The organism is Actinomadura decatromicini, assembly GCF_008121305.1.
In the GTDB taxonomy this organism is placed as follows: Bacteria; Actinomycetota; Actinomycetes; order Streptosporangiales; family Streptosporangiaceae; genus Spirillospora; species Spirillospora syzygii.
This window is the reverse complement of sequence record NZ_VSRQ01000002.1, coordinates 1,170,471-1,193,244: the sequence shown is the minus strand read 5'-3', so window position 1 is coordinate 1,193,244 and position 22,774 is coordinate 1,170,471. Positions and strand designations below refer to the sequence as shown.

The following is a 22,774-nucleotide window of genomic DNA, read 5'->3' as shown; positions in this document are numbered from 1 at the left end:
TACGCACCCGGAAGACAGGTCGACCTGACTGTTGCTTGACAACTTTCTTACCGTTTGGGCCCGACGGCGCTTCTTGTCGGTGCCGCGTGTTTCGATCCTGACCACGGCTTCGTCACGGGGCGGGAGAACGGGAGGGTTCATGAATCGGAACCGATCCGCGGAGGAGTTCGGGGCTTTACGGCCGTGGTGGCTGCCGGGCGGGTTGGCGCGGCCCAGAAGGCCGCGAAGCGCCGCGGGGTGGGTCGGGTGGCTACTCTTACTGTTGATCTCTATCTGGCTCCTGGCGTTCCTGTGGCGCCTGTCGGTCGCCTATTGGTATCTGTCACTGCCCGCTCTCGGACTGATCGCGGTCGGCGCCGACCGCTACTGGCGGTCGCTGTGGGCCGCCGAACTGGAACGCCGGGAGAGGGTCGCGTCGTACAGCCTGACGTTCGACCAGATGAGCGACATGCACTGGCGTGAGTTCGAGCTCGCCGTCGCGCATCTGATGCGGCGCGACGGGATAAGCGCGGAACACACCGGCAAGACGGGTGACTTCTCCGGCGATGTCGTCGGCTTCGACGCCGCGCTCGGCGAACGCTGGATGGTCCAGGTCAAGCACTACGGCCCGAACAACAAGGTCAGGTCCGACGACGTTCAGAAGGTCGCGGGCGCCGCCTGGCACGTCTACCAAGCCCGGTTGACGCTGGTGGTCACCACCAGCGGATACACCCGTGACGCTCTCGCCTTCTCCGCCAAGGCTGGAATCCACCTCATCGACAAGGCCGCCCTCGTCCGCTGGGCCACCGACGGGATCCATCTCCACGAGGTTCTCGGTATCACCGCGAAAGCCGACTACGGGACCGCCAGTTGACCCTCGCCTGCACGGTCGCGCCACTGAACGCGGTCCGGCGAACAGGCGCGGTGCCGGTGGCCCGCACCGTGCCGTGTGCGGGGTCGCGCGACCGGCGGGAGGGCGGTCGGCGGCGGCCGGGAACTGGGCGAACGCGGCTCCGAGGGCAACCCTGGCGTCACCGCCCGTGGCGGGACTGGTTCAAGTGACCAAAGAGTCATGGCCAAGACTGGCAGACAGCGCAAAGCGGATGCGGGCCCCAGCGCGGCAGAATTAGCTTGATACCGAGATATCAGACGCCGGCCGCTGTGAGGTGATTGCCATGATCATTGGTGTGCGCAAGGAGGATCCGCCTGGCGAGCGGAGGGTGGCGGCGACCCCGGACACCGTTACCCAACTGCAGAAACTCGGATACGAGGTGGTCGTCGAGTCCGGCGCCGGCGCCGGGTCGGGCTTCGCCGACGACCGGTACGAGGCCGCGGGCGCCGCCATCGGCGACGCGGACGCCGCGGACGCCGCGGACGTGGTGCTGTGCGTTGGCCCGCCGGAGCGGTTGGACGCGCTGCGCCCGGGCGCCACTCTGATCGGCCTGCTGAGCCCCCGGTTCAAGCCGGAACTGGTTGAGGAGCTCGCGAAGCGCCCCATCACGGCGCTGTCTTTGGACGCGGTGCCGCGGATCTCCCGCGCGCAGTCGATGGACGTCCTGTCCTCGATGGCGAACATCGCCGGATACCGGGCGGTGATCGAGGCCGCGCACGAGTTCGGACGGTTCTTCACCGGCCAGGTGACGGCGGCGGGCAAGGTGCCGCCCGCGAAGGTGCTGGTCGCGGGCGCCGGTGTCGCCGGGCTCGCGGCGATCGGCGCGGCGAGCAGCCTGGGCGCGATCGTCCGGGCCACCGACCCGCGACCGGAGGTAGCGGACCAGGTCCGCTCGCTCGGCGGCGACTATCTCGCCGTCGCCGAGCCCGAGGCGGACGACGCCCCGGACACCGGCTACGCCAAGGAGATGTCGGACGACTACAACGTCCGCGCCGCCGCGCTCTACGCCGACCAGTGCCGCGAGGTCGACATCATCGTCACCACGGCGCTCATCCCAGGGAAGCCCGCGCCGAAGCTGATCACCGCCGAGATGGTCGCGACGATGCGGCCGGGCTCGGTGATCGTCGACATGGCCGCGGCCAACGGCGGCAACGTCGAGGGCACGGTCCCCGGCGAGCGGGTCGTCACCCCGAACGGCGTGATCATCCTCGGCTACACCGACCTGGCCGGACGGCTGCCCGCGCAGGCGTCGCAGCTCTACGGCACCAACCTGGTCAACCTGATCCGGTTGATGACCCCGCAGCGGGACGGCGCGCTCGTCCTGGACTTCGACGACGTCGTGCAGCGGTCGATGACCGTCGTCCGCGAGGGCGAGCTGACCTGGCCGCCGCCCCCGGTGGCGGTGTCGGCGGCGCCGGCCGCCGTGCAGCCCGCGCCGGAGGTCGTGCCGGAGACCCCGTCCCGCACGGCGGACCCGAGGGTGCGCCGGGTCGGCGTCGCCGCCGCGGCCGCCGCGCTGTTCGGCCTGATCGCGCTCTCGCCCGCGGCGCTCCAGGTGCACCTGACCGTGTTCGCGCTGGCCATCGTGATCGGCTACTACGTCATCGGGAACGTCCACCACGCGCTGCACACCCCGCTGATGTCGGTGACGAACGCGATCTCCGGGATCATCGTGGTCGGCGCGCTCGTGCAGATCAGCTCGGGGAACGCGGCGATCACCGTCCTCTCGCTCGCGGCGATCCTGCTCGCGAGCATCAACGTCTTCGGCGGATTCGCGGTCACCCGCCGCATGCTCGCCATGTTCATCAGGAGCTAGGCAATGACGATCGCAACCGCGGCCACGGCCGCGTACATCGTCGCGGCACTGTTCTTCATCCGCGCGCTGGCCGGGCTCTCCCGGCACGAGTCCGCCCGCCTGGGCAACACCTACGGCATGCTCGGCATGGCAGTGGCGCTCGTCGCCACCATCGCCCTCACCATCGACGACGGCATCGACGTGCCCGCGTTCGCGCTGCTCGTGGCGGCGATCGCGGTCGGCGCGCTGATCGGCCTGAACCGGGCGCGGGCGGTGGAGATGACCGCGATGCCCGAGCTCATCGCGCTGCTGCACAGCTTCGTCGGGCTGGCCGCCGTCCTCGTCGGCTGGAGCGGCTACCTGCACGTCGAGCGCCACCCCGGCGGGACGGAGGCCGCGGCGCTCGCCCGCGAGGACATGCTCGGCATCCACAGCGCCGAGGTGTTCATCGGCGTCTTCATCGGCGCCGTCACCCTCACCGGCTCGATCGTGGCGTTCGGCAAGCTGTCGGGCAGGATGAAGTCCGCGCCGCTGATGCTGCCCGGCAAGAACCTCCTCAACGTCGGCGCGCTCGTCGTGTTCGCCGCGCTCACGGTCGTCTTCGTCGTCGAGCCCCAGGCGTGGGCGCTCGTCGCGGTCACGGCGGTGGCGCTGCTGCTCGGCTGGCACCTGGTCGCCTCCATCGGCGGCGGCGACATGCCGGTGGTCGTCTCCATGCTGAACAGCTACTCCGGCTGGGCGGCGGCCGCGTCCGGGTTCCTGCTCGGCAACGACCTGCTGATCATCGTCGGCGCGCTGGTCGGCTCCTCGGGCGCCTACCTGTCGGCGATCATGTGCAGGGCGATGAACCGGTCGTTCCTGTCGGTCATCGCGGGCGGCTTCGGCCTCGAAGCGCCCGCCGCGTCCGGTGGCGAGCAGGGCCGGCACCGGGAGATCACCGCCGCGGAGACCGCCGAGGCGCTCGCCGGAGCCTCCTCGGTGATCATCACGCCCGGCTACGGCATGGCCGTCGCCCAGGCGCAGGGCCCGGTCGCCGACCTGACCGCGCGGCTGCGCGCCCACGGCGTCCAGGTCAGGTTCGGCATCCACCCGGTCGCCGGACGCCTCCCCGGCCACATGAACGTCCTGCTCGCCGAGGCCAAGGTGCCCTACGACCTCGTCCTGGAGATGGACGAGATCAACGACGACTTCGCCACCGCCGACGTGGTCCTGGTCATCGGCGCCAACGACATCGTCAACCCCGCCGCCGAAGAGGACCCGACGAGCCCCATCGCCGGAATGCCCGTCCTTGAGGTCTGGAACGCCCAGCAGGTCATCGTCTTCAAACGCTCGATGGCCACCGGCTACGCGGGCGTCCAGAACCCGCTCTTCTTCCGCGACAACACCCACATGCTCTTCGGCGACGCAAAGGACCGAGTAACCGACATCCTCCAGGCCCTAAAGCCTCTAACCCCCACCCGCGAAAAAGCAGGCACCCCCTCCTGACCACGGGGCACACGACCGCCCCTCGGGGGGCGCAGTGGCTCACTCCCGATGACGGGCCGAGGGCCTCGCCACTCGGTGCCACGTCGGACTCACGCCGGTTCGGTCCCGCTCGCGGGCAGGAGCGGGGCGCGAGCCTATTCGGCCTGCTGGACGGCGGCGGTGACGTCGCGCACTAAGGACCCGTCCTGGGCTTGGGCGACGATGCTCATGAGCTGAGCCGTGCTCAGCTGAATGAAATGACCGAAGTCGTCGGTGATGACGATGCGAGCGGACGGGTCCGAGGCAGGGTCGACCGACAGCCGGGGACATCCGCACGTGCACTGATCGCAGAAGGTCGCAACCGGGATGAGATGGTCAAGCGAGCTATTCATCTGACGTAACCTCCCGTATCACCTCACTCCCGTGCACAACTATCAGTCAAGCAACCAGTAAAGTCAATAGCTCTTAGCGGACCTCCATCGGACGACGCCTGGTGATCAATCAGTCAGGGCCGTGAGCCGTGCGGCGGCAGGGGCTGGTGCATGGCCTGCCAGAGGGCGCTCCGATACTCGTTCTCGGATTCCTGGCCTCTTCCCACCCGTTCCAGCAACCGGGAGATGCTCAACCGTGTGGCCACCGTGTCCGGATGCCCCTCACCAAGGCACTCAGCTTGAACATTGAGGACCGCGCGATACTTCTGGAGCGCCGCCGCCGCGCTTCCTTTCTGCTCATAGATACTGGCCAAATGGTACCTGGCCAGCAGCAGGCAGGGATGTGCGCGCGGAAGCCGGCGATCATATTCCCTGATCACGCGCCTCAGCAGCGCGACGGCGCGAGCGTCCTGGCCGCCGGCGTGGAAGGCGGCAGCGAGGTTCCCGTAGGTGATCAAAGTGTCCGGATGCGAGTGCCCCAGGGTCCGTTCTTGGACGAGCAGTACCTCTTCATAGACCCGGCGAGCCTCGCCGACCCGCCCCATCTCCACGAGGACACCGGCGATATTGTTCTTGACGGCGAGCAGGCAAGGGTGCTCGGAAGTGAAGATCGCTAGATAACCGGCCTTCGTCTGCTCAAGTGTCTGCATGGCTTCGTTGAGTGCACCCCGGCCATGAAGCAGCGCACCGATATTGGCCTGAACTCCGAGTGTGCTCGGATGGTTGGGCCCCAAAGACCATTCTCTGCGATCGAGGACGGTCCGGTAGAGGCTCTCCGCCTCTTCCAGGGAACCGGCCCGGTGAAGCAGCACCGCGAGGAAATGCCGGAGGGCCAGGCGTGTGGGGTGCGCTAGGTCGAGGGTCGCATCATGGGTTCGGAGGAGCTGCCGAATGCTGACCTCGGCGTCGCTCAACCGCCCCGTGTCATACTTGACGGCGGCGAGCCCGATCTGCAGGTTGATGGTCTCGGAATGCGCCTGCCCAAGAACACGTGAGCTGTTCTTACAGGCTCTGATCAAAGCTTGTTCAGCTTCCTCGAAACGTCCCACGGCGCGCAACGCGCCACCTAGTGCCGTTATGGTGGCCAACGTGGTGGGGTGTGATTCCCCCAGCGCCTTTTCGCCGGCCTGCCGCGTCCGCTGGAGAATTTCGTTCGCTTCGTCGAAGCGTCCCATACTGCACAACGTCGCGCCGAGTGCCGACCGAGCCGCCAGTGTCTGGGAATCTGTCGGTCCCAGTAATTTCGTGCCGGTGGCTATAACACCATGTAGTAATTCCAGTGCCTCTTCGAAACGGCCGGTATCCTTGAGCACCATGGCCAGGTCGATCTTGGGCCCCACGGTGATCGCCGCCGACCGGTCATCACTTCCGCTGTGCATGGAGATTGCACTGCGTATCGTCGACTCCGTCTCGCCGAGCCGACTCTGTTCGCGTAACACCTGAGCCAGGCCGATCATGGCACGGACGGTGGCGGCCGAATACTTATTGCCCGCCCGGCAACGCCCTTCTATAACTTGCCGTAGGCATTGCTCCGCCTCGCTGGGCTTGCCCAAGCCTCGCAGCACCGCCGCCAGGAGCTCAAGGGTGTCGAGGGTGAGCGCATCGTCCAGCCCGGCCTTGCGCTGCCTGGCAGCCAGTACCGTCGTCAGAAGGAGTTGCGCGTCGCCCAGTTTCTCTCGAAAGATGAGTACGCCCGCGAACGCTGCGGCTGCTTCGAGGAATACATCATCTTCTTTCGGCAGTTCTTGGCCGAGCCGCATAGCGGCACGGCCAAGTTCCTCGGCCGTCTGGTAGGCACCGGTTCGCGCCAAGTACTCCATGGCCTGCCGAGCCGCCGACAGTGCGCTGGATATCGCTTCGGGAGGACTCTCTGGAGGTAGATTGGTGATGAGGGAACCAATATGTGGTGCCAGCATGAACCACAGGCGCCAATCGAAGACCGGCGCCTGGAACTGGGCCTCCAGTGCCCGGCGCAGTGTGGCGGCGGCCGCGGTTCGCACGAGTTTCTGCTCAGCGACGCTCGCATGATGGAGCGACTCTCTGCACGCCGCCGAAATCATCGGATGCAGCAGAATCGACGGTTGATCTGATTGACCATGGTCGACGTCGACCGACTTCAAGTCGATCAGTCCCAGCGAGCTGAGAACGCTCAGTGCCTGGCGGACGTGATCAGCGGCTTGAGTGGGATTCAGCACGCCGAGTTCACTCAAGGCCGACGCGTCCAGCACGGTGGGTGAAAGAGGGATACCCGAGGCGAAGTGCGCGAGAATGGTCAACAACCGCGGAAGATGCACGGTTTCATCCGAGCCCTGCCATCTTCGCAGAATGCAGATCAGCGGACGTAGCGGCTCGTCGCCGTCTGTCGGCTCCGCTGACATCGGGGAGGCTAGCAGCGTACTCAGGTAATCCGCATGCGAGACTCCCGCGAATACCGAGGTCAACTGCCGACCGGTCAGTTTGAGGGCCAGCGGTATGTTGTAGAGATATTGGGTCAGCCGGCTCGTGGCGCCGACGTCACCACCACCCAAGTCGAGTGACCGAAGCATCTGCACCGCATCATGATCATCGAGCGGCCGGATCAGTTCGGTCTCGACATTCCGAGCCGTGATCTCCTGCTGCCGCGTGGTGACAAGCGTCATCCCTCTGCCGCTCGGCCTTATCCAGGCGCCACCACTGCTGTCCCGAGAAAGAAGTCGGTCCAGCATCGTCCGGTCGTCGACATTGTCGAAGACGAGCAGCCAACGGTCGCCGGCCTGCTCGAGATGTTTCCAGATCAGGTCCGGCAGACTCTGCCTGCCGGCTCGCGCCGCGGCGAGTTCGGTACGGTCGATTCCCAGGCTCGCGGCCACGGCGAGCATGCCGGGATTGATCAGGTCGGCGGCGCCGTGAACCCACCAGACGTTCAGCCCTCGGGTTCGGGCCGTTCGAGCGAGGGCAAGGGCGACGCTGCTCTTCCCGACCCCGGCCGATCCGGTCAGAAAGCGAATGACCGGGGCACCTCCGGAAGGCCCGACCAGAGCCTTCTCAAGGCGGCGGAGCAATGAGTCGCGCCCATGCAGTTTGGCCGGCAACAACTCCAACGGGGGCTCGACCAGGCGCTTCAACTCCTCCGGTTGCCAGGTGATCGCCTCCCAGCCGGGCACCGAGGGCGGCCTGACAGATCTTGCCGACGTCAAGCCTCCCTCCAGGATGAGGTTCGGCAGCAGAACCGATCGCAGGGCGCTGACAAGGGACTCAGAATTTTCCGTGCCTTCGGCCGCAGGCAACTCAGGTGCGGCTGCGGCGAAATGGGACCGGCCCATGTTGAAGTCGGCTGATCCGGAATACCCGGGGCTCAGCCAAAAGGGATCATCTATGCCCGGTGAACTCGCCCGCCGGGCGACACGCTCAACGGTCTGAGCCAGCTGGGACAGATCGTCGCGGAAGTCGGGCGTGTCCGTGCGCGACCGCCGTTGCTCTTCGATCCACCTACGGACGAGGTAAGCCTGGGTGCGTATGTCCAGAGCCGCGTTCGGTCTTTCGAGAACGGCGAAGATGGACAGCAGTTCGCCCTGTAAACGCTTGAGCCCCGTGGAGGTCGGTGGCCGCGAGGTGCACTCGGCCAACTCGGACCGCAGATCAGCACGAATGTTCGGTGAACACACCGCCAAGACCAGCGCCTGTGCGGTCCGAAAGGGGAGCTCTGTCCGGTCATCTACCATCGTGATCCCCCACGGTGGTTCCGTTCGGCTCGCGCCGGTTCCCCGCCCCCGCATGCTGATACTGACTATCGTTCATCCTGCACCTTGCGCGCCAGAGAGTCACGCTTTTCCTGAAATTTGGCGGGATTCGGACGACCTGAAGCCCTCCACGCCTCGATGAGTTTGTCGCATGCTTCCAGGGCGTCAGCGACGTTTCCCGCGATGTCCAACCAGGTGACCAGTTCCTCTTGGACGCGGAGGGTCAATAGGGCTTGGGTCCCGTGCTGCCACGCGTAGTGGTCATACAGGGACCCGTACATTTGGGCCGCACTAACGGGATTACCGGTCTTTCCGGTCCAATGGGCGAGGGCGGCGGTGCTCGTCAGAGTGTCCGGGTGAGCTTCGCCAAGCACTTCGCGGCGATCGTCGACCAGCACTTGCAGCCGTTCGACGGCCTCCCGCTGATCGCCCATCAGTCCGATCACATTCGCGAGGTGGTGTCTCGTCGTCAGTACGTCCGCATGCTGGAGACCCAGCCGCGCCTGCCGGGTCTCCAGCAGCCGCTCGTGCAACATACGGGCGTCCGGGAGTCGGCCCGCCCGGGCGTACCAGGAGCCCTGCAGGTCACGCACCTCCATGATCTTTTCATGCTCCGGACCCGCCAGCCGGAGCATCTCCGTGATGATCGTGTCCAACTCCAGATAGACCGGCGTCGGATCCCGGCAGTCCTGCGACTCGCTCTCGGCCTCGTCCCCGACTCGACTCGCGGCGCCGGCGACATGCCGAGCCTTGTCGAGCAGCTTGGTCAGGGCCTCCTCCTGGTTCTCAGGCGGAGGGACCGCCGGTTCGGACGTCGTTCCGCTCACCCACGGCAGTTGGCCCGTGCCGCCGGACGGCCCGCCCGTGAGGTCGGCGCCGTCGACCGAAGGCCGACCCGAGTTGCCGACAAGGACAAGGTCTCTGACCAGATACTCGCCGTGCTGTTGAGGCTCCGGCAAGCCGAGCGCCAACATCTTCTGCCGCAGCAACTCGAATATCGCGCCCACCGGCAGACCGTCCGGATGGTCTTTGTGCGGCTCACGCAGAAGCTGCGTCAGCGCGGCGGTGAACGGAGTCAGCTCATCGTCGTCCAAGTGCCAGGTGATGTCCTTCTCAGAGCACGCCGTAAGCACATAGGTATCGGTTTCTCGGTCTTTTCCGGGGACGATATGAGAAATGCTGTCGTGCACGGTGCTCCGATGGAGGGCCCTGCCCGAATGAGAACACTCGACGATCAAGATCTTGATCCTGGCGGGACTGCTTTTCATGCCTTCCTGCACGAGCGTCAACGGAAGTGCCGTATAGTGCAGGTTCTTCGGATTCGTGCGCTGAAGCGCGAACCATAGTTCACCGTCCCGCGCGGCCACCCCGATACCGCTCAGGTACACCACGAGAATATCTGTGGCCTCCGCGGCAACGCTCTGGAGATGCTCCGCGAGCCGTTCCGGACTTTGGAAGTCGGTCATGCCATGGCAGTGCCGCTCGTCGAACCCGCCGACCTCGGCCTGGCTCAGCACTTCCCGCATCACCTGAAGATTATTACGGACCGCCTGAATGTCCGGGTAGTTCTGATATGTCGCGGTACCAATGAGGATGACACGGGACTCGTCACGACGGGGATGGAACACCGCTTTGGCCTTTAGCTGGTTGAATTGCCTATTTCAGATCTCGGTCGGCTCCGCGTAGCGGTACACGGCAGCGGTTTCGGTATGGGCTTCGCAGGACATCGAGAACTCATTGTCCGACGTCCGCGCTAGCCGGCGGGCTTTGCGCATCAGTTCACAGAGTCGGCTCTGCGGGACAACTATTCCCGTCATAGCAAGCCCGGTTCGGTGAACGACCGTAGGCCGCACCGGACGGGAAGCGAACCAACGACTGCCCCCTGGACATCGCGCCGAGGTAAGCAAATCCTATCTTCCCGGTACATGGCACCATGCCACGAGATCGTTTTCGCGGGGAGGTGGTACTTGCGGCCCATTCGCGGTACGCGATCGAGCGTATGAGCCCTCATTAGCAGCCTCCCTTCTGTTGATCCACGAACATACTCCTCTCCGTCGGCGGAGGGATCGACCGGGTAGGCCCTTTCTCGTCCTATCAGCCCACCAAGCGGAAGCAGGCGGATTCATCGCGAGTCAGAGCGGGAACGCGTCACCGACGGTGATTGTTTCTAATCGGGGAGTAGTTGACCCGTCGCGCTCCGATTGCGCGGCTGCGCGCCATCGTCCGTGTAATGATCGAGCCGTGAGCACTCCGGATTCGCCGCTGCTGTTCGTGACATTCCCCGTCGGCACCGATGGAGCGGCCAGGGTCGAACTGCTCGACCTACTCACCGCCGCGGACGTCAGGTTTCGCAGGGTGACCCCAATGGGCGGCCGGCAGGCCAGCGCCGTGCAAGAACCTGCGGCATCGATTCGCGTCAACGTAGAAATAGGCAAATTGCATGTGGCGGAGATCACACGTGCCGCGGTCGCGGTCAGGACCTGGTTGAAGTCCCTCACGGGATCCGGAGACTCGTGCCAGGTTGAGATGGTCTGCCGACGCGATCGGGTAGCCGTTCGGCTCCGCGCCACTGATTCCGACCTGGCCATGCGTCGGCTTCCCGAAGTTTTGGACTCGTGGGCGGGCGGCCGGCCGGTGTACTGGAATGACGAAGAATGGAGTGACGGAACCTCCTCAGCCCGGCCCTCGATCGGGTCCCCGGAGAAGGCCGACCCCGGCGAGGGCAGGACATCGACCGGTCCACGATCAGTGGAAGCGAGCGAGCCGCCGAGACGAATCCTGGCGCTCGCGCTGGAGTGGGGCGCTGGCCACGGCGGGGTGTCCACCTTCAACCGCATGCTGTGCCAGGCCCTGGCCGCGGAGGGGGCTGGAGTCTACTGCGTCGTCCCCAACCCGACCGTTTCCGATCTCGACCATGCCCGCAACGTAGGGGTGCGTCTACTCCCTGCCAGGCCGGTGCCGGGGGCAAGAGGGCGAGAGGTCCTCATGCGAGTACCCGACCTCCCAGACGGAGTGACCCCCGATGCCGTGATCGCGCACGACCACGTGACCGGAGCGCCGGGCTTGAGCATCGCCGAGGACCACTACCCCTCAGCGTCTCGGATTCATATCCTGCACACCGCCGCGGAGCATCTCGAATGGCACAGGACGGATCAGAACGACGACGCCGAACTGCCGCGGGACGCCGGGGAACGTGTGGATCGCCGGTTTGGGATTCTGCGGCAGCTGGCCAGGGAGGCGAGCTTCACCGTCGGCGTCGGGCCACAACTGCACGCGAGTCTCCGATCGGCCTTGGGCGGCATCCCCGGGCTGGCGGAGCCGCTGCACATCGACCCGGGCTTCGACGTGCCCGCCTTCGAACCGGTCATCGGTCCGCCCGAAGGACCGATAAGCCAAGTCCTGATCATGGGAAGACTGAAGGACTACAAGATCAAGGGTCTGGACATAGCCGCCAGGGCGCTGGCCTACGCGATTGATGTAGCCGGACTCGACGAGTCCTCCGTCAGGCTCCTGGCGCGCGGAGCACCGAGAGGCAGTTCCGAAGAGCTGCGGGCGAGAATACTCAAATGGTCGGGAAAGCCCTCGCTGGATGTGCTGCCCCTCCCCTTCACCAATGACGACGAGGCATTGATGCTGAACGTCCGGCAATCCAGTCTCGTCCTGATGCCTTCGCGGGTGGAGGGATTCGGGTTGGTCGGCGCGGAGGCCATTACAACCGGTGTGCCGGTAATCGTGAGCGGACAGAGTGGGCTGGGAAGGCTGCTCACAAAGATCCTGCCGGAAACAGACCATCAGATGGTGTTACCGGCTCACGACGCCACCGAGGAGGTCGTCAGTCGCTGGGGGTACGCCATCGCGCGTGTTCTTCAGGACCAGGAAAAGGCGTTCCGGAACGCTGCTCGAATCCGCGAGGTCATGAGCAGGGAGCGGACGTGGTCGATGGCGGCCAAGGCGATCCTCGAGCGACTCCGGCAACATCAGGCGTAGCGATCCGAGCGAGGCGAGGACGTCCACCAGGCACCCGTGGCGTCGCGCCCTCATGCTCGGCGCGCAGGTATCGGTCAACCCGCCGCGGCCGCGCGCTCCGCGGGCTCGAACGCTTCCGTCGTGACGTCGGCCGCGAGGCTCGTCGCCTCGTGACCGAAGGTCGCGATCGAGTCCACACGCACCATGATGCAGAACCGGCTGGTCGAAGCGAGCGTCTTCGCCAGGGTGCGATACTCCCGCTTCAGAAAGGCGATTCCGGCCCGGTTCCCCACAGATGTCTGGCCGCAGAGGACGATGACAGGCCGGGTCGATCCGCGCGGGGTGAACTTGGCGATGAGAACGTGTTCACGATTGCGCCGATCGCACAGGAAGCGGCGTTCTCCCACCATGAACGCCAGCGAATCCTCATCTGAGCTGTACGGACGCAGCTTCACACCCGGCAGGTGTGCCGCCAGATGTCCGCCGGTCCGTGGGTTGGAGCCCCGTGCGGGACCTCCGATGCAGAACTCGGTGCTGTCGCCATTGTGCCCCCGAAAGTCCGCCCCCTTCGTCACGGAGATCGGGCTGTCGAGCTCCGCGGCCAGGGTGGCTATGTCGATCATCGCGTGTACGTCATGTTGCGCGGTAGTGCCCGGCTTGCTGTACTTGTCGTTCATCACGATCAGGCATTCGACGCCCCGGCCGAGTCCGAAGAAGGCGGCCTTGCGGTGCAGTAGGCGATTGTTGCGGCCCTGCTGCCACAACCAAATGGAGCCGCCGCTGATGACGCTGGTGACCATCCCGATGAGAACATTGAGGATTACGGCCGCCACCTGCATTTCCTTCCGCAGCCTTTTTGTCAATTGTACGCCAGTGCGGTCGAGACGCCGCTGTGGATCCAGGCCGACCCCGGTCACGGGGTCCCCTCCGCCGAGCGGGAAATGGAGCTGGTGGGTCAGGGGGGTGGGGTGTAGTGGGTGGTCAGGGTCTTGGCGCGGGTGTGGAGGGTTGTGCGTAGCCAGTCTGGGGTCAGGGCTTCGGCGTTTGTGGCCAGGTGCCATAGGGCCCATTCGGCGTGTCTTGCGTCTTGGAAGGACACTTGCAGGCGTAGCCAGCCGTCTGGGTCGGGTTCCTCGGCGTGGACGGATAGGGCGGTGTCCAGCAGGTCTTGTCGGCGGGCCGGGTTCACGCGCAGGAGGACGGTGATCTGGTCGCCGCCGGTGCGGAATCGGGTGCTGCGTTCCTGCCAGGCTCTGTCCAGGTCGACTTGGTCTGGGCGTTGGGCCGGTTCGTCGAGTTCCTCGGCGGCCGAGATGCGGGACAGCCGGTAGGTGCGGTCCTCGCCGGATCTTGTGGCCAGTAGGTAGCCCTGGCCTCGTGCCGTGACCAGGCCGATCGGGTCGACCGTCCGCCAGGACGGGGGCCGGCCGAAGGCCGCGTAGTGGATGCGCAGTTTGTGTCCGTCGAACACCGCGCGTCTGACCTCGGCCACGACGGCGTCGGGGACCTCCTCGGTGGGCTCGCGGCGGGAGAGGAGGTCGATGTCCGGGTCGATGAGCAGGCGTTGGGCGGCGTCGGCGGCGGTGTCGCGGTGGGATTCGGGGAGGGCGTCGACGACCTTGAGCATGGCGGAGGCGAGCGCCGAGCCGAGTCCGAACGCCTGCGCGCCGCGCCGTGATCCGGCGATCAGCAGGGCCAGCGCCTCGTCGTGGTTCAGTCCGGTGAGCTCCGTCCGGAATCCGGGGAGCAGCGCGAAGCCGCCGTGCCGTCCGCGTTCGGCGTAGACGGGGACGCCCGCCGCCGACAGCGCCTCGATGTCGCGCAGCACGGTGCGGGTGGACACCTCCAGCTCGCGCGCGAGCGCAGCCGCCGACAGCCGACCGTGCCGGCGCAGCAGCAGCACCAGTGAGACCAGCCGGTCAGCGCGCATACGAAGACTCTACGAAATACACGACAGAGGGTGTCGTGATTCCTCGGGAGGGTTGGTGTCCGCGGGCGTCGGGGGCTACCTGGCCGACTGACGTCCGCACTTGGACGATACGAATCGAATGGGGATGGTGTGGCATGGAGCGTACGGCGGTCAACCCGTGGGCGTGGTCGGTGGAGCTGGGTTACAACCAGGGCGAGATCGTTTCCGGAAGCGCCCGGACGCTCTACTGCTCCGGGCAGACCGCGATGAGCGGCGACGGCAAGCCCGAGCACGCCGGTGACATGGCGGCGCAGTTGGCGCTGAGCCTCGACAACCTGGAGGCCGTCCTCGGGGAGGCGGGCATGTCGCTCGCGAACCTCGTCCGGCTCAACGTCTACACGACGGACGTCGATCGGCTCTTCGAGCACTACGGCGTGCTGGCCGCGCGGTTGGGCGCGGCGGGCGTGCTGCCGACCACCACGATGCTCGGGGTGACGCGGCTCGCGATCCCCGACCTGATGGTGGAGTTGGAGGGCACCGCAGTCGCCTGACCGCGTCGCCTGCGGCTCGTGCCGACCGACAGGCACGAGCCGCAGGCGGGTCTTTTCAGGACGTGTACTGATACGCGGGGTAGGTCAGGTAGCCCTCGTAGAACGTCGCCTCGTCCACGGGAGCGATCGGGAGGGCGCAGGAACGCGACCGGCTGTCCGAGCGCATCGAGGACCTGATCCGCACCCGTGACGCGCTCGACGAGCTGGTGGCCGTGGCGCTGGCGCACCGCGAGACGCTGCGGACGGCGGCGGCCACCTGAGCGGCCCAGCGGAATCTTGCCCAGGCTCCGGTGATGATAACGACAACACGTCGCACCAGCGCATCTCCCGTCGCGTAATCGAAGTCGTCCGTGTACTGGATAGCGGGAGCATTTCAGCAGGTTAAGGCGGTCATCACCGCGCGGCCGCGAGAACAGATCTTCGGCCGGTCGTCCGGCTCTCGCGAAATGCAACTGTTGACTTCGTCAACAGCGCGTTCGAGACTACTCCCACCCGCCACGGGCGTCCGTTGAGGAAGGTCCCGAACGATGCCGCCTCCCCCGTCCGATCCCGTCTCCCCCCGGAGGGTCGCCGCGCCGCCGGACCCCGATCCGAAGGTCCCCGAGCTGCGGCTTCCGCCGCGCAGTTGCGACGCGCACTGCCACATCTTCGGCCCCGGCCACGTCTTCCCCTTCCCGGACGACCGCGCCTACGACCCGCCCGACGTCTCCAAGGAGGATCTGCGGCGACGGCACGACCTGCTGGGTTTGGAGCGTGCCATCGTCGTCCAGTCCGCCGCGCACGGCACCGATCACTCGGCCCTGCTCGACGCGCTGCGCGCCTTCCCCGACCGGTACCGGGGCGTGGCGCTGCTGACGCCGCGGACGGAGCCCGGCGAGGTCGCCGCGCTGCACGAGGCGGGTGTGCGGGGCGTGCGCGTGCAGTTCATGCCGCGGCTCGGGGCCCCGCCGACGCCCGACGAGCTGCGGACGATCCTCGACCTCGTCCGCCCGTACGGCTGGCACGTGGCGTTCCACATCGCCGGCGACGCGGTGGTCGAGATGTCCGGCACGCTCCGGTCCACCGGCCTGCCCACCGTGATCGACCACATGGCGCGCGTCGATCTCGCGACGGGCCTGGACGGCGAGCAGGTGCGCGCCCTCCGCGGCCTGCTCGACGCCGGGGTGTGGGTGAAGCTCAGCGCGGTCGACCGGCTGTCCAGGGAGGGCCCGCCGTATGCCGACGCGGTGGAGCTGGCCCGGCTGCTCGCCGCGCAGGCGCCCGAGCGCTGCCTGTGGGGCACCGACTTCCCGCATCCGAACGTCCGCGAGATGCCTGACGACGGTGTGCTGGTCGACCTGATCGAGCGGATCGTCCCGGACGAGAAGGCGCGGCACCGCATCCTCGTCACCAACCCGGCGGAACTGGCCGATTTCGGTGACACGCCATGACCGCGGCGAAGCGAGGATCATGGCGTCACCGCTGCGGGGGCCTGGGGGCCGCCCCCCAGAAAGGTACGACGCGATGAGCCGGTTGCCGCCGCGCGGGACGGTCTTCACCCGCGCCCCGCGCCCGTCGGACGAGGTGCTGCGCGCGTACGACGGGCTGGCGGCGGCGTCCGTCCACGAGGCGATGGGGCAGCGGAACCTGCTGCGCGGCGTCCGGCCACTGGCGCCCGGCACGCGCGCGGTCGGACGGGCAGTCACGGCGCTCGACCTGTCCGGTAGCAACCTCACCCTGCACGCGATGCTCGAAGTGGCGGGGCCCGGCGACTTCCTCGTGTGGACGTCGCAGCACGGGCCGGTCGACTCGGCCGTGTGGGGAGCGAACGTCAGCGAGTCGGCCGCCGCGCGCGGGCTGGCGGGCGCGGTGATCGAGGGCCGCGCGCGCGACATCGCGGACATCGAGCGGGTCGGGTTCCCGCTGTGGGCACTGGGCGTGACCCCGGCGGCGACCGGCAAGACCCGCGCCGGGTGGGGCAACGTCCCCGTCGTCTGCTGCGGCGCGTACGTCCGGCCGGGCGATCTCATCGTGGCGGACGGCGACGGCGTCGCGGTCGTCCCGCTGGAGGACGCCGCCCGGGTCGCGGACGCCGCAACGGCCCGTGACCTGCGGGAGGCGACCACGCTGACGCCGCGCGTACGCGAGGGCGAGTCGCTGTTCGCGGTGCGCGACTGGGCCGCGAACTTCCCCGCGGACGGCGGCCGCTTCGTCGACGCCGAATGGAACCACGACGCCGATCAAGACCGAGAGAACGGAGAGTGATGAAGGCCGTCGTCGCCGAGAGGACCGGTCCGCCGAGCGTCATGACGTGGACGGACGTCGAGCCCCCGTCCCCCGCCCCCGACGAATGCGTGGTGAAGGTCGAGGCGTGCGGGGCCTGCATGCACGAGGTGCTCGTCAGGCGGGGCGACCGGATCCAGGGCACCGGATTCCCGATCATTCCCGGGCACGAGGTCGTCGGCGAGGTGGTCGAGATCGGCGCCGCCGTCGTGGACTTCGCGGTCGGCGACCGGGTGGTCTCCAACCAGCGCCAGCGCGTCTGCGGCAAATGCCGTGAATGCCGGACTGGCCGGGAGACGCGGTGCCCGCGCAAGGTGTTCCTCGGCGACATCGGCATGAACGGCGGCTACGCCGAGCTGGTCGCGGTGTCGGACGGGAGCCTGGTGAAGGTGCCGCCGGGCGTCACGTCCCCGGACGTCGCGATCGCGTCCTGCGCCATCGGCACCCAGCTCAACGCGCTGCGCGACGTCGCGCACCTGGAGCTGGGCGAGACGGTGCTGGTCACCGGGGCGGGCGGCGGCGTGGGGCTGCACGCGATCCAGCTCGCGAAGGCGTCCGGCGCGCGGGTGGTCGCGCAGACGACGTCGCCCGGCAAGGTCGAGGCGGTCCGGGAGGCGGGCGCGGACGAGATCGTCCTCGTCGAGCGGGGCGCCGACTACAGCAAGGACGTCCTGGACGTCACGGACGGCCGGGGCTGCGACATCGTCCTGGAGAACGTGGGCGCCACGTCCTTCCTGTCGAGCGTCAAGACGCTCGCCCTGCACGGACGCCTCGTGCTGGTCGGCGAGGTGCAGAAGTCGCCGCCGCCGGTGGAGGCGAACCTCGTGGGCTGGCGCAACCGCGACATCTCGATCAGGTCGGCGGCGAGCACCACCAAGCGGCAGCTCGAGGACGTCCTGACGCTGCTGGAAAGGGGCCTCGTGACCCCGGTGGTGACGGAGACGCTGCCGATGTCGGAGGCGCCGAGAGCCCACGAGATCCTCGAAAGCGGTTCGGCGACCGGCCGCATTCTCCTCGTCCCCGACAGCACTGGATGACCTGGCGCCCGGAATGAACTGGGAAGGAAACGGAGATGGGACCTCGTAGACCGGTCTCTCTGGCATTCCGCGTAATACTGATGTGCGTCCTGGTGGCGGCGGCCGGGTGCGGCAGCGGCGACGGCAACTCAAAAGAGAACGGCGAAAACCTGCGGACCGTGAAGGTCGCGCTGGCCATCAAGGCGATGAACTCCAGTTTCGCCGCCATTCCGGTGGCCCGCTATCTCGGCTATTTCAAGGACGAGGGCCTCAAGGTCGAGACCACGTTCACGCCCGGCTCGACCCAGGCGATCCAGGCGGTGGCGGCCGGGCAGATGGACATGGCCGCGCCGGTGCCGCAGTCGCTCATTCCCGACGCGGTGAACAACAGGTCCGATCAGCGGATGTTCTTCAACTGGGCGCGGTCGCAGGTGGCGAGCTTCGCCGTCCGGTCCGACAGCCCCATCCAGAGCTGGGCGGACTTCAAGGGCAAGAAGATCGGCGCGCAGAGCCTGGGCAGCGGCACGATCCCGCTGGCCAAGGCCCTCCTTCGAGAGCAGGGGCTGAACCCGGACACCGACGTCCAGTTCGTGTCGGTCGGGCTGGAGGCCGGCGCCTACCACGCGCTGACGAGCAAGCAGGTGGACGCCCTGATGCTGTTCGACTCGCAGTACGCGGCGATGGAGAACCTCGGCGCGAAGCTCCGCTACTTCAATTCGGCGCTCTCCGAGCAGCTCTTCTCGACCGGGTTCTCCGCGAAGCAGTCGTTCATGAAGGCCAACCCGAAGGTGATCGAGGGGTTCGGGAGGGCGATGGCGAAGGCCGACGTCTTCGCCACCGCCAATCCGGAGGCGGCCATCAAGATGATGTACGCGGTCTATCCGAAGACGAACGTCCCGGGCGTCTCCGACGACAAGAAGATGAAGGACAACAAGCGGATCCTGGCGCTGCGCACCAAGCACCTCACCAGCGGCGACCCGGACGGCCACAAGAACTGGGGCTCGTTCCCCGAGTCGGGCGTGAAGGCGTGGAGCGACTTCTCGGTCGCGACGAAACTGACGCCGACGCCGTTCAAGGCCGAGCAGTTCGTGACCAACGAGTTCGTCCAGGCGTTCAACGCCTTCGACAGTCAGCAGATCAAGAACTCGGCGAAGAACTACAAGTTCGAGGGATGACATGACGACGACGGAGCACGCGGTCGAGCTCGCCGGACTGCGGCACGTGTTCGCCGGGCGGGGGCGCGGACGCCGGGCCGTGCGGGACGTCGAGGCCGTCAGGAACGTGGACCTGGCCGTCCGGCCCGGGGAGTTCGTGAGCATCGTCGGGCCGAGCGGCTGCGGGAAGAGCACCGTCCTGAAGGCGATCGCGGGCCTGCTGCGTCCCACCGCGGGCACCGTGCGGGTCTGGGGCGAGCCGGTCACCGGGCCGCGCCGCGACATCGGCATCGCGCTCCAGGACGCGACGCTGCTCCCCTGGCGGGACGTGATGTCCAACTGCCTGTTCCCGGTGGAGTTGCACGGCAAGGTCACCGGCGAGGACCGCGAGCGGGTGTCCGGGCTGCTGGAGCGGGCCGGGCTCGCGGGCTTCGAGTCGCGGCGGCCGAAGGAGCTGTCCGGCGGGATGCGGCAGCGGGTGGCGATCTGCCGGGCGCTCGCCGACGACCCCCGGCTGCTGCTGCTCGACGAGCCGTTCGGCGCCCTGGACGCCCTGACCAGGGAGCAGATGAACATCGACCTGAACCGCGTCTGGCGGGAGACGGGGAAGACCGCCGTCCTCATCACGCACGGGATCGAGGAGGCGGTGCTCCTGTCCACCCGCGTGGTGATCCTGTCCGAACGCCCCGGAACGGTGGTGGAGGTCGTCACGCCGCCGTTCCCCAGGGAGCGGACGAAGGAGCTGATGGCGACGCCCGAGTTCGCCGAGGTGTGCGGACGAGTCCGGGACCGGCTGTTCGCCGCGGACGTGGGGGTCGGCGGATGACCGTCCCGCCCGCCCGCGCGAGGGCCGGGACGGCGGCGCGCTGGGGCGGCCTCATCATGGTCACCGCCGTGCTGCTCGCGGCGTGGCAGGTCGTCCCGTCCGGTGTGCAGGGCGACGGCTCCTCGGTGCCGAAGCTGGACGCGACGCTGAAGGCGCTCGGGCCGTCCGGCGAATGGGGCGAATACCTGAAGGCGCTGCGGGTCACGCTCGGGGAGGCGTTCCTCGGGCTGCTGATCGGGCTCGTCGCCGGGGTGGTGCTCGGCGTGCTGCTCGGCGAGTCCAAGATCCTGCGGCAGGGCGTCTACCCGTACGCGGTGGCCTTGCAGGCGCTGCCGCCGATCGCGCTGGCCCCGATCTTCGTGATCTGGTTCGGGTTCGGCATGACGTCCAAGATCGGGCTGGTCGGCGCGGCGACCCTGTTCCCGATCCTGGTCAGCACGATGGCGGGGGTGGCCGAGACCGACCGGAACCGGATCGAGATGGCCACGGCGTTCGGCGCGTCCAGGGCCCAGATCCGGATGAAGGTCGTGTTCCCGGGGCTGGTCGCGCCGATCTTCTCCGGGCTGGAGATCTCGGTGGTGCTGTCCTTCCTCGCGGCCATCGCCGGTGAGCTGATCAGCGCGAACGCCGGGGTCGGCGTGATCTTGCAGGTGTACCAGCGGGACTTCCGGCTGGCCGAGGAGTTCGCCGTCCTGCTGATCCTGGTCGCGGTCGGGCTGGCGCTCGCGTCGCTGGTGCGCGTCGCCCGGCACTTCGTGATGGAGCGCATGCCCGATGAATAGAGCGACGGTGGAGCGCGCCGGACCGCGGGAGCCCGCCGTCCCGCGCCGGACGTGGCGTGCCGGGTTCCCGGCGCGGGCGGCGTTCCTGCTGCTGCCCCCGGTGGCGGTCGGGCTGGCCGGGGTCCTGCTGATCCAGCTCGTGATCTCCCGCTTCGAGATCAGCGGGGTGGTGATCCCGAAGCCGACCGACGTGTTCGCGGTGATGCGCTCGGACATCTTCCTGGAGCAGGTCGGGCAGAGCACCTGGGAGACGTGGAAGGCGACGCTGATCGGATTCGCGCTGGGCGCGGGATCGGGCGTGCTGCTCGGGCTGCTGATGGCGGAGTCGCGGATCGCGCGGTTCGTCCTCTACCCGTACGTCGTCGCGTTCCAGTCGCTACCCAAGATCGCGCTCGCGCCGGTGTGCGCGCTGTGGCTCGGGTTCGGGCTGACGATGAAGTTCAGCTTCGCGGCCATGCTCGCGTTCTTCCCGGCCGTGGTCGCGACGCTCGCCGCCCTGGCGGCGGTGCCGGAAACGCGGCTGGAGATGGCGGCGGCGTTCCACGCGAGCCGCCGCCAGCGGCTGCTGCGGATCTCGCTGCCGTCGGCGGTGCCGGGCATCGTGTCCGGGCTGGAGATCAGCATGGCGTTCGCGCTGATCGGCGCGATCGTCGGCGAGTTCGTCGCGCCCTCGGCGGGCGGCCTCGGCCAGCTCCTCCTCAGCTACAGCGAGTCGATCAACGTGGCGGCCGAGTTCTCGGTGCTGGTCGTGCTGATGCTGCTCGGCGTCGCGCAGAACAAGATCCTCTTCGGGGTGCTGCGGGCCGGCACGGAGCGGTTCTTCGAGTCGTCCCGATGACGGCGGAGTACGACCTGCTGGTCAGGGGCGGCCGGGTGCTGTCGCCGGGCGACGGCTTGGACGGCCGCTTCGACGTCGGCGTCCGGAACGGGACGGTCGTCGCCGTGGCGCCCCGCCTCGACCCGGCGCGGGCGGCGACCGTGCTCGACGCCTCGGGCGCGCTGGTGTGCCCCGGCCTGGTCGACGCCCACGCGCACGTCTACTGGGGCGCGACGTCGATCGGCGCCTGGCCGGACGACGTGTGCGCGGACGGCGGCGTCACGACCGTCGCGGACGGCGGCAGCAGCGGAACCGACGCGTTCGCCGGGTTCCACCGCTGGATCGTCGGCGGCTCCCGCACCCGCGTGCTGTGCCACCTCAACCTGTCCCGCGTCGGGCTGACCGGGCTGGTGGGCGAGCTCCGTCCCGCCTTCGTGGACCCGGACGGCGTCGCCCGTCTCGTCCGCGACCACCCGGACGTCATCGTCGGGATCAAGCTCCGCCTCTCCGCGCGGATCACCGGCGGGCCGTGCCGCCCGATGCTGGCGCTCGGGCGGCGCGTCTCGGCCGAGACGGGGAAGCCGCTGCACGTCCATATCGGCGGGACGGTCGAGAACATGGCGGAGCTTCTCCCGCTGCTGTCGTCCGGCGACACGGTGACGCACTACCAGACACCGCGGCCCAACGGCCTTCTGGACGAGAACGGGGTCCTCCTGCGCGCGGCGAGGGAGGCGCGGGAGCGCGGCGTCCTCTTCGACTGCGGCCACGGGATGACCCATTTCAGCTTCGCCGTCGCGGAGGCCCTGCTCGTCCAGGGCTTCCCGCCGGACACGATCAGCAGCGACCTCAGCCGCCGCTCCTTCCCCGACCTGAGACCCGGCCTGCTGACGGTCATGAACAAGTGGCTGGCCCTCGGCATGCCGCTGCCCGAGGTGATCCGGGCGGTCACCGCGTCCCCGGCCGCCGCGCTCGGGCTGGCCGGTCGCGTCGGCGCGCTGCGGCCGGGCGCGGAGGCCGACCTGGCGGTGCTGGCCTGGGACGAGGGCCGCTTCGACTACGTCGACGCGGCCAGCGACCGGCGGACCGCCCGCCGCAGGCTCAGGCCGGTGGCCACCGTCCGCGCGGGCGATGTCCGCCGGGCGTCCTCGCTAGAGTGAGCTGAGAAGCTCCGAAATCCCCCGGAGAAAAAATCGTGGGGGATGTCGAGAACC

At 68.0% G+C, this 22,774-nt stretch carries 18 protein-coding genes; 13 read left to right on the top strand and 5 right to left on the bottom strand.

Annotated features, from left to right (window positions below; all coding sequences use genetic code 11):
• Positions 1–262: 262 nt before the first annotated feature.
• From FXF68_RS13260 to pntB, 3 genes are all read left to right on the top strand, one after another.
• Positions 263–853 (top strand): restriction endonuclease, encoded by a 591-nt coding sequence (locus FXF68_RS13260; protein WP_187437891.1) that lies wholly within the window; start codon positions 263–265, stop codon positions 851–853.
• A 301-nt stretch (positions 854–1,154) separates the two neighbouring features.
• Positions 1,155–2,687 carry a Re/Si-specific NAD(P)(+) transhydrogenase subunit alpha gene (locus FXF68_RS13255; protein WP_148759192.1) on the top strand — a complete coding sequence of 511 codons (1,533 nt, stop codon included), beginning with the start codon at positions 1,155–1,157 and terminating at the stop codon, positions 2,685–2,687.
• A 3-nt stretch (positions 2,688–2,690) separates the two neighbouring features.
• Positions 2,691–4,151: a Re/Si-specific NAD(P)(+) transhydrogenase subunit beta gene (gene pntB, locus FXF68_RS13250; RefSeq protein ID WP_148759191.1), complete on the top strand. Its 1,461-nt coding sequence runs from the start codon at positions 2,691–2,693 to the stop codon at positions 4,149–4,151.
• A gap of 134 nt (positions 4,152–4,285) precedes the next feature.
• Here pntB and FXF68_RS13245 read toward each other — a convergent pair whose 3' ends face one another.
• The 3 genes from FXF68_RS13245 to FXF68_RS13235 form a co-directional block, all read right to left on the bottom strand.
• The gene (locus FXF68_RS13245; protein ID WP_148759190.1) at positions 4,286–4,522 is read right to left on the bottom strand and encodes a hypothetical protein; all 237 of its coding nucleotides are present in this window, start codon (positions 4,520–4,522) and stop codon (positions 4,286–4,288) included.
• Between the two features lie 113 nt (positions 4,523–4,635).
• Entirely contained in the window at positions 4,636–8,262 is a 3,627-nt protein-coding gene (locus tag FXF68_RS13240) for a tetratricopeptide repeat protein (RefSeq protein ID WP_187437890.1), read from the bottom strand.
• A 65-nt stretch (positions 8,263–8,327) separates the two neighbouring features.
• Positions 8,328–9,908: a tetratricopeptide repeat protein gene (locus FXF68_RS13235; protein ID WP_148759188.1), complete on the bottom strand. Its 1,581-nt coding sequence runs from the start codon at positions 9,906–9,908 to the stop codon at positions 8,328–8,330.
• Positions 9,909–10,521: 613 nt separating this feature from the next.
• Between FXF68_RS13235 and FXF68_RS13230 the strand changes: the two genes are divergently transcribed.
• Complete coding sequence (locus FXF68_RS13230; protein WP_148759187.1) at positions 10,522–12,267, top strand: glycosyltransferase family 4 protein; 1,746 nt, start codon at positions 10,522–10,524, stop codon at positions 12,265–12,267.
• 74 nt (positions 12,268–12,341) lie between these two features.
• On the opposite strand, the gene FXF68_RS13225 is transcribed toward FXF68_RS13230, so the two are convergent.
• Together FXF68_RS13225 and FXF68_RS13220 are read right to left on the bottom strand one after the other, a co-directional pair.
• On the bottom strand, positions 12,342–13,163 hold the full coding sequence (locus FXF68_RS13225) for a hypothetical protein (protein WP_222869909.1): 822 nt from the start codon (positions 13,161–13,163) through the stop codon (positions 12,342–12,344).
• Positions 13,164–13,201: 38 nt separating this feature from the next.
• Positions 13,202–14,176, bottom strand: a complete 975-nt coding sequence (locus FXF68_RS13220; RefSeq protein WP_148759186.1) for a helix-turn-helix transcriptional regulator — start codon at positions 14,174–14,176, stop codon at positions 13,202–13,204.
• Between the two features lie 134 nt (positions 14,177–14,310).
• Here FXF68_RS13220 and FXF68_RS13215 point away from each other — a divergent pair, with 134 nt between their 5' ends.
• From FXF68_RS13215 to FXF68_RS13175, 9 genes are all read left to right on the top strand, one after another.
• Positions 14,311–14,706, top strand: a complete 396-nt coding sequence (locus tag FXF68_RS13215) for a RidA family protein (protein WP_148759185.1) — start codon at positions 14,311–14,313, stop codon at positions 14,704–14,706.
• Between the two features lie 527 nt (positions 14,707–15,233).
• Positions 15,234–16,136: an amidohydrolase family protein gene (locus FXF68_RS13210; RefSeq protein WP_148759184.1), complete on the top strand. Its 903-nt coding sequence runs from the start codon at positions 15,234–15,236 to the stop codon at positions 16,134–16,136.
• A gap of 73 nt (positions 16,137–16,209) precedes the next feature.
• A complete protein-coding gene (locus tag FXF68_RS13205; RefSeq protein WP_187437889.1) occupies positions 16,210–16,950 on the top strand; it encodes an RraA family protein in 741 nt (246 codons plus the stop codon).
• Positions 16,950–18,005: an alcohol dehydrogenase catalytic domain-containing protein gene (locus tag FXF68_RS13200; RefSeq protein ID WP_187437888.1), complete on the top strand. Its 1,056-nt coding sequence runs from the start codon at positions 16,950–16,952 to the stop codon at positions 18,003–18,005. The genes FXF68_RS13205 and FXF68_RS13200 overlap by 1 nt, the downstream gene beginning before the upstream one ends.
• Before the next feature lie 80 nt (positions 18,006–18,085).
• Positions 18,086–19,159, top strand: a complete 1,074-nt coding sequence (locus FXF68_RS13195; protein WP_187437887.1) for an ABC transporter substrate-binding protein — start codon at positions 18,086–18,088, stop codon at positions 19,157–19,159.
• Between the two features lies 1 nt (position 19,160).
• Complete coding sequence (locus FXF68_RS13190; RefSeq protein WP_148759180.1) at positions 19,161–19,964, top strand: ABC transporter ATP-binding protein; 804 nt, start codon at positions 19,161–19,163, stop codon at positions 19,962–19,964.
• A complete protein-coding gene (locus FXF68_RS13185; RefSeq protein WP_148759179.1) occupies positions 19,961–20,746 on the top strand; it encodes an ABC transporter permease in 786 nt (261 codons plus the stop codon). Before FXF68_RS13190 ends, FXF68_RS13185 begins: the two co-directional genes overlap by 4 nt.
• Positions 20,739–21,584, top strand: coding sequence for an ABC transporter permease (locus FXF68_RS13180; protein ID WP_148759178.1), 846 nt, complete (start codon positions 20,739–20,741; stop codon positions 21,582–21,584). The genes FXF68_RS13185 and FXF68_RS13180 overlap by 8 nt, the downstream gene beginning before the upstream one ends.
• A complete protein-coding gene (locus FXF68_RS13175) occupies positions 21,581–22,720 on the top strand; it encodes an amidohydrolase family protein (protein ID WP_148759177.1) in 1,140 nt (379 codons plus the stop codon). The genes FXF68_RS13180 and FXF68_RS13175 overlap by 4 nt, the downstream gene beginning before the upstream one ends.
• Positions 22,721–22,774: the final 54 nt, after the last annotated feature.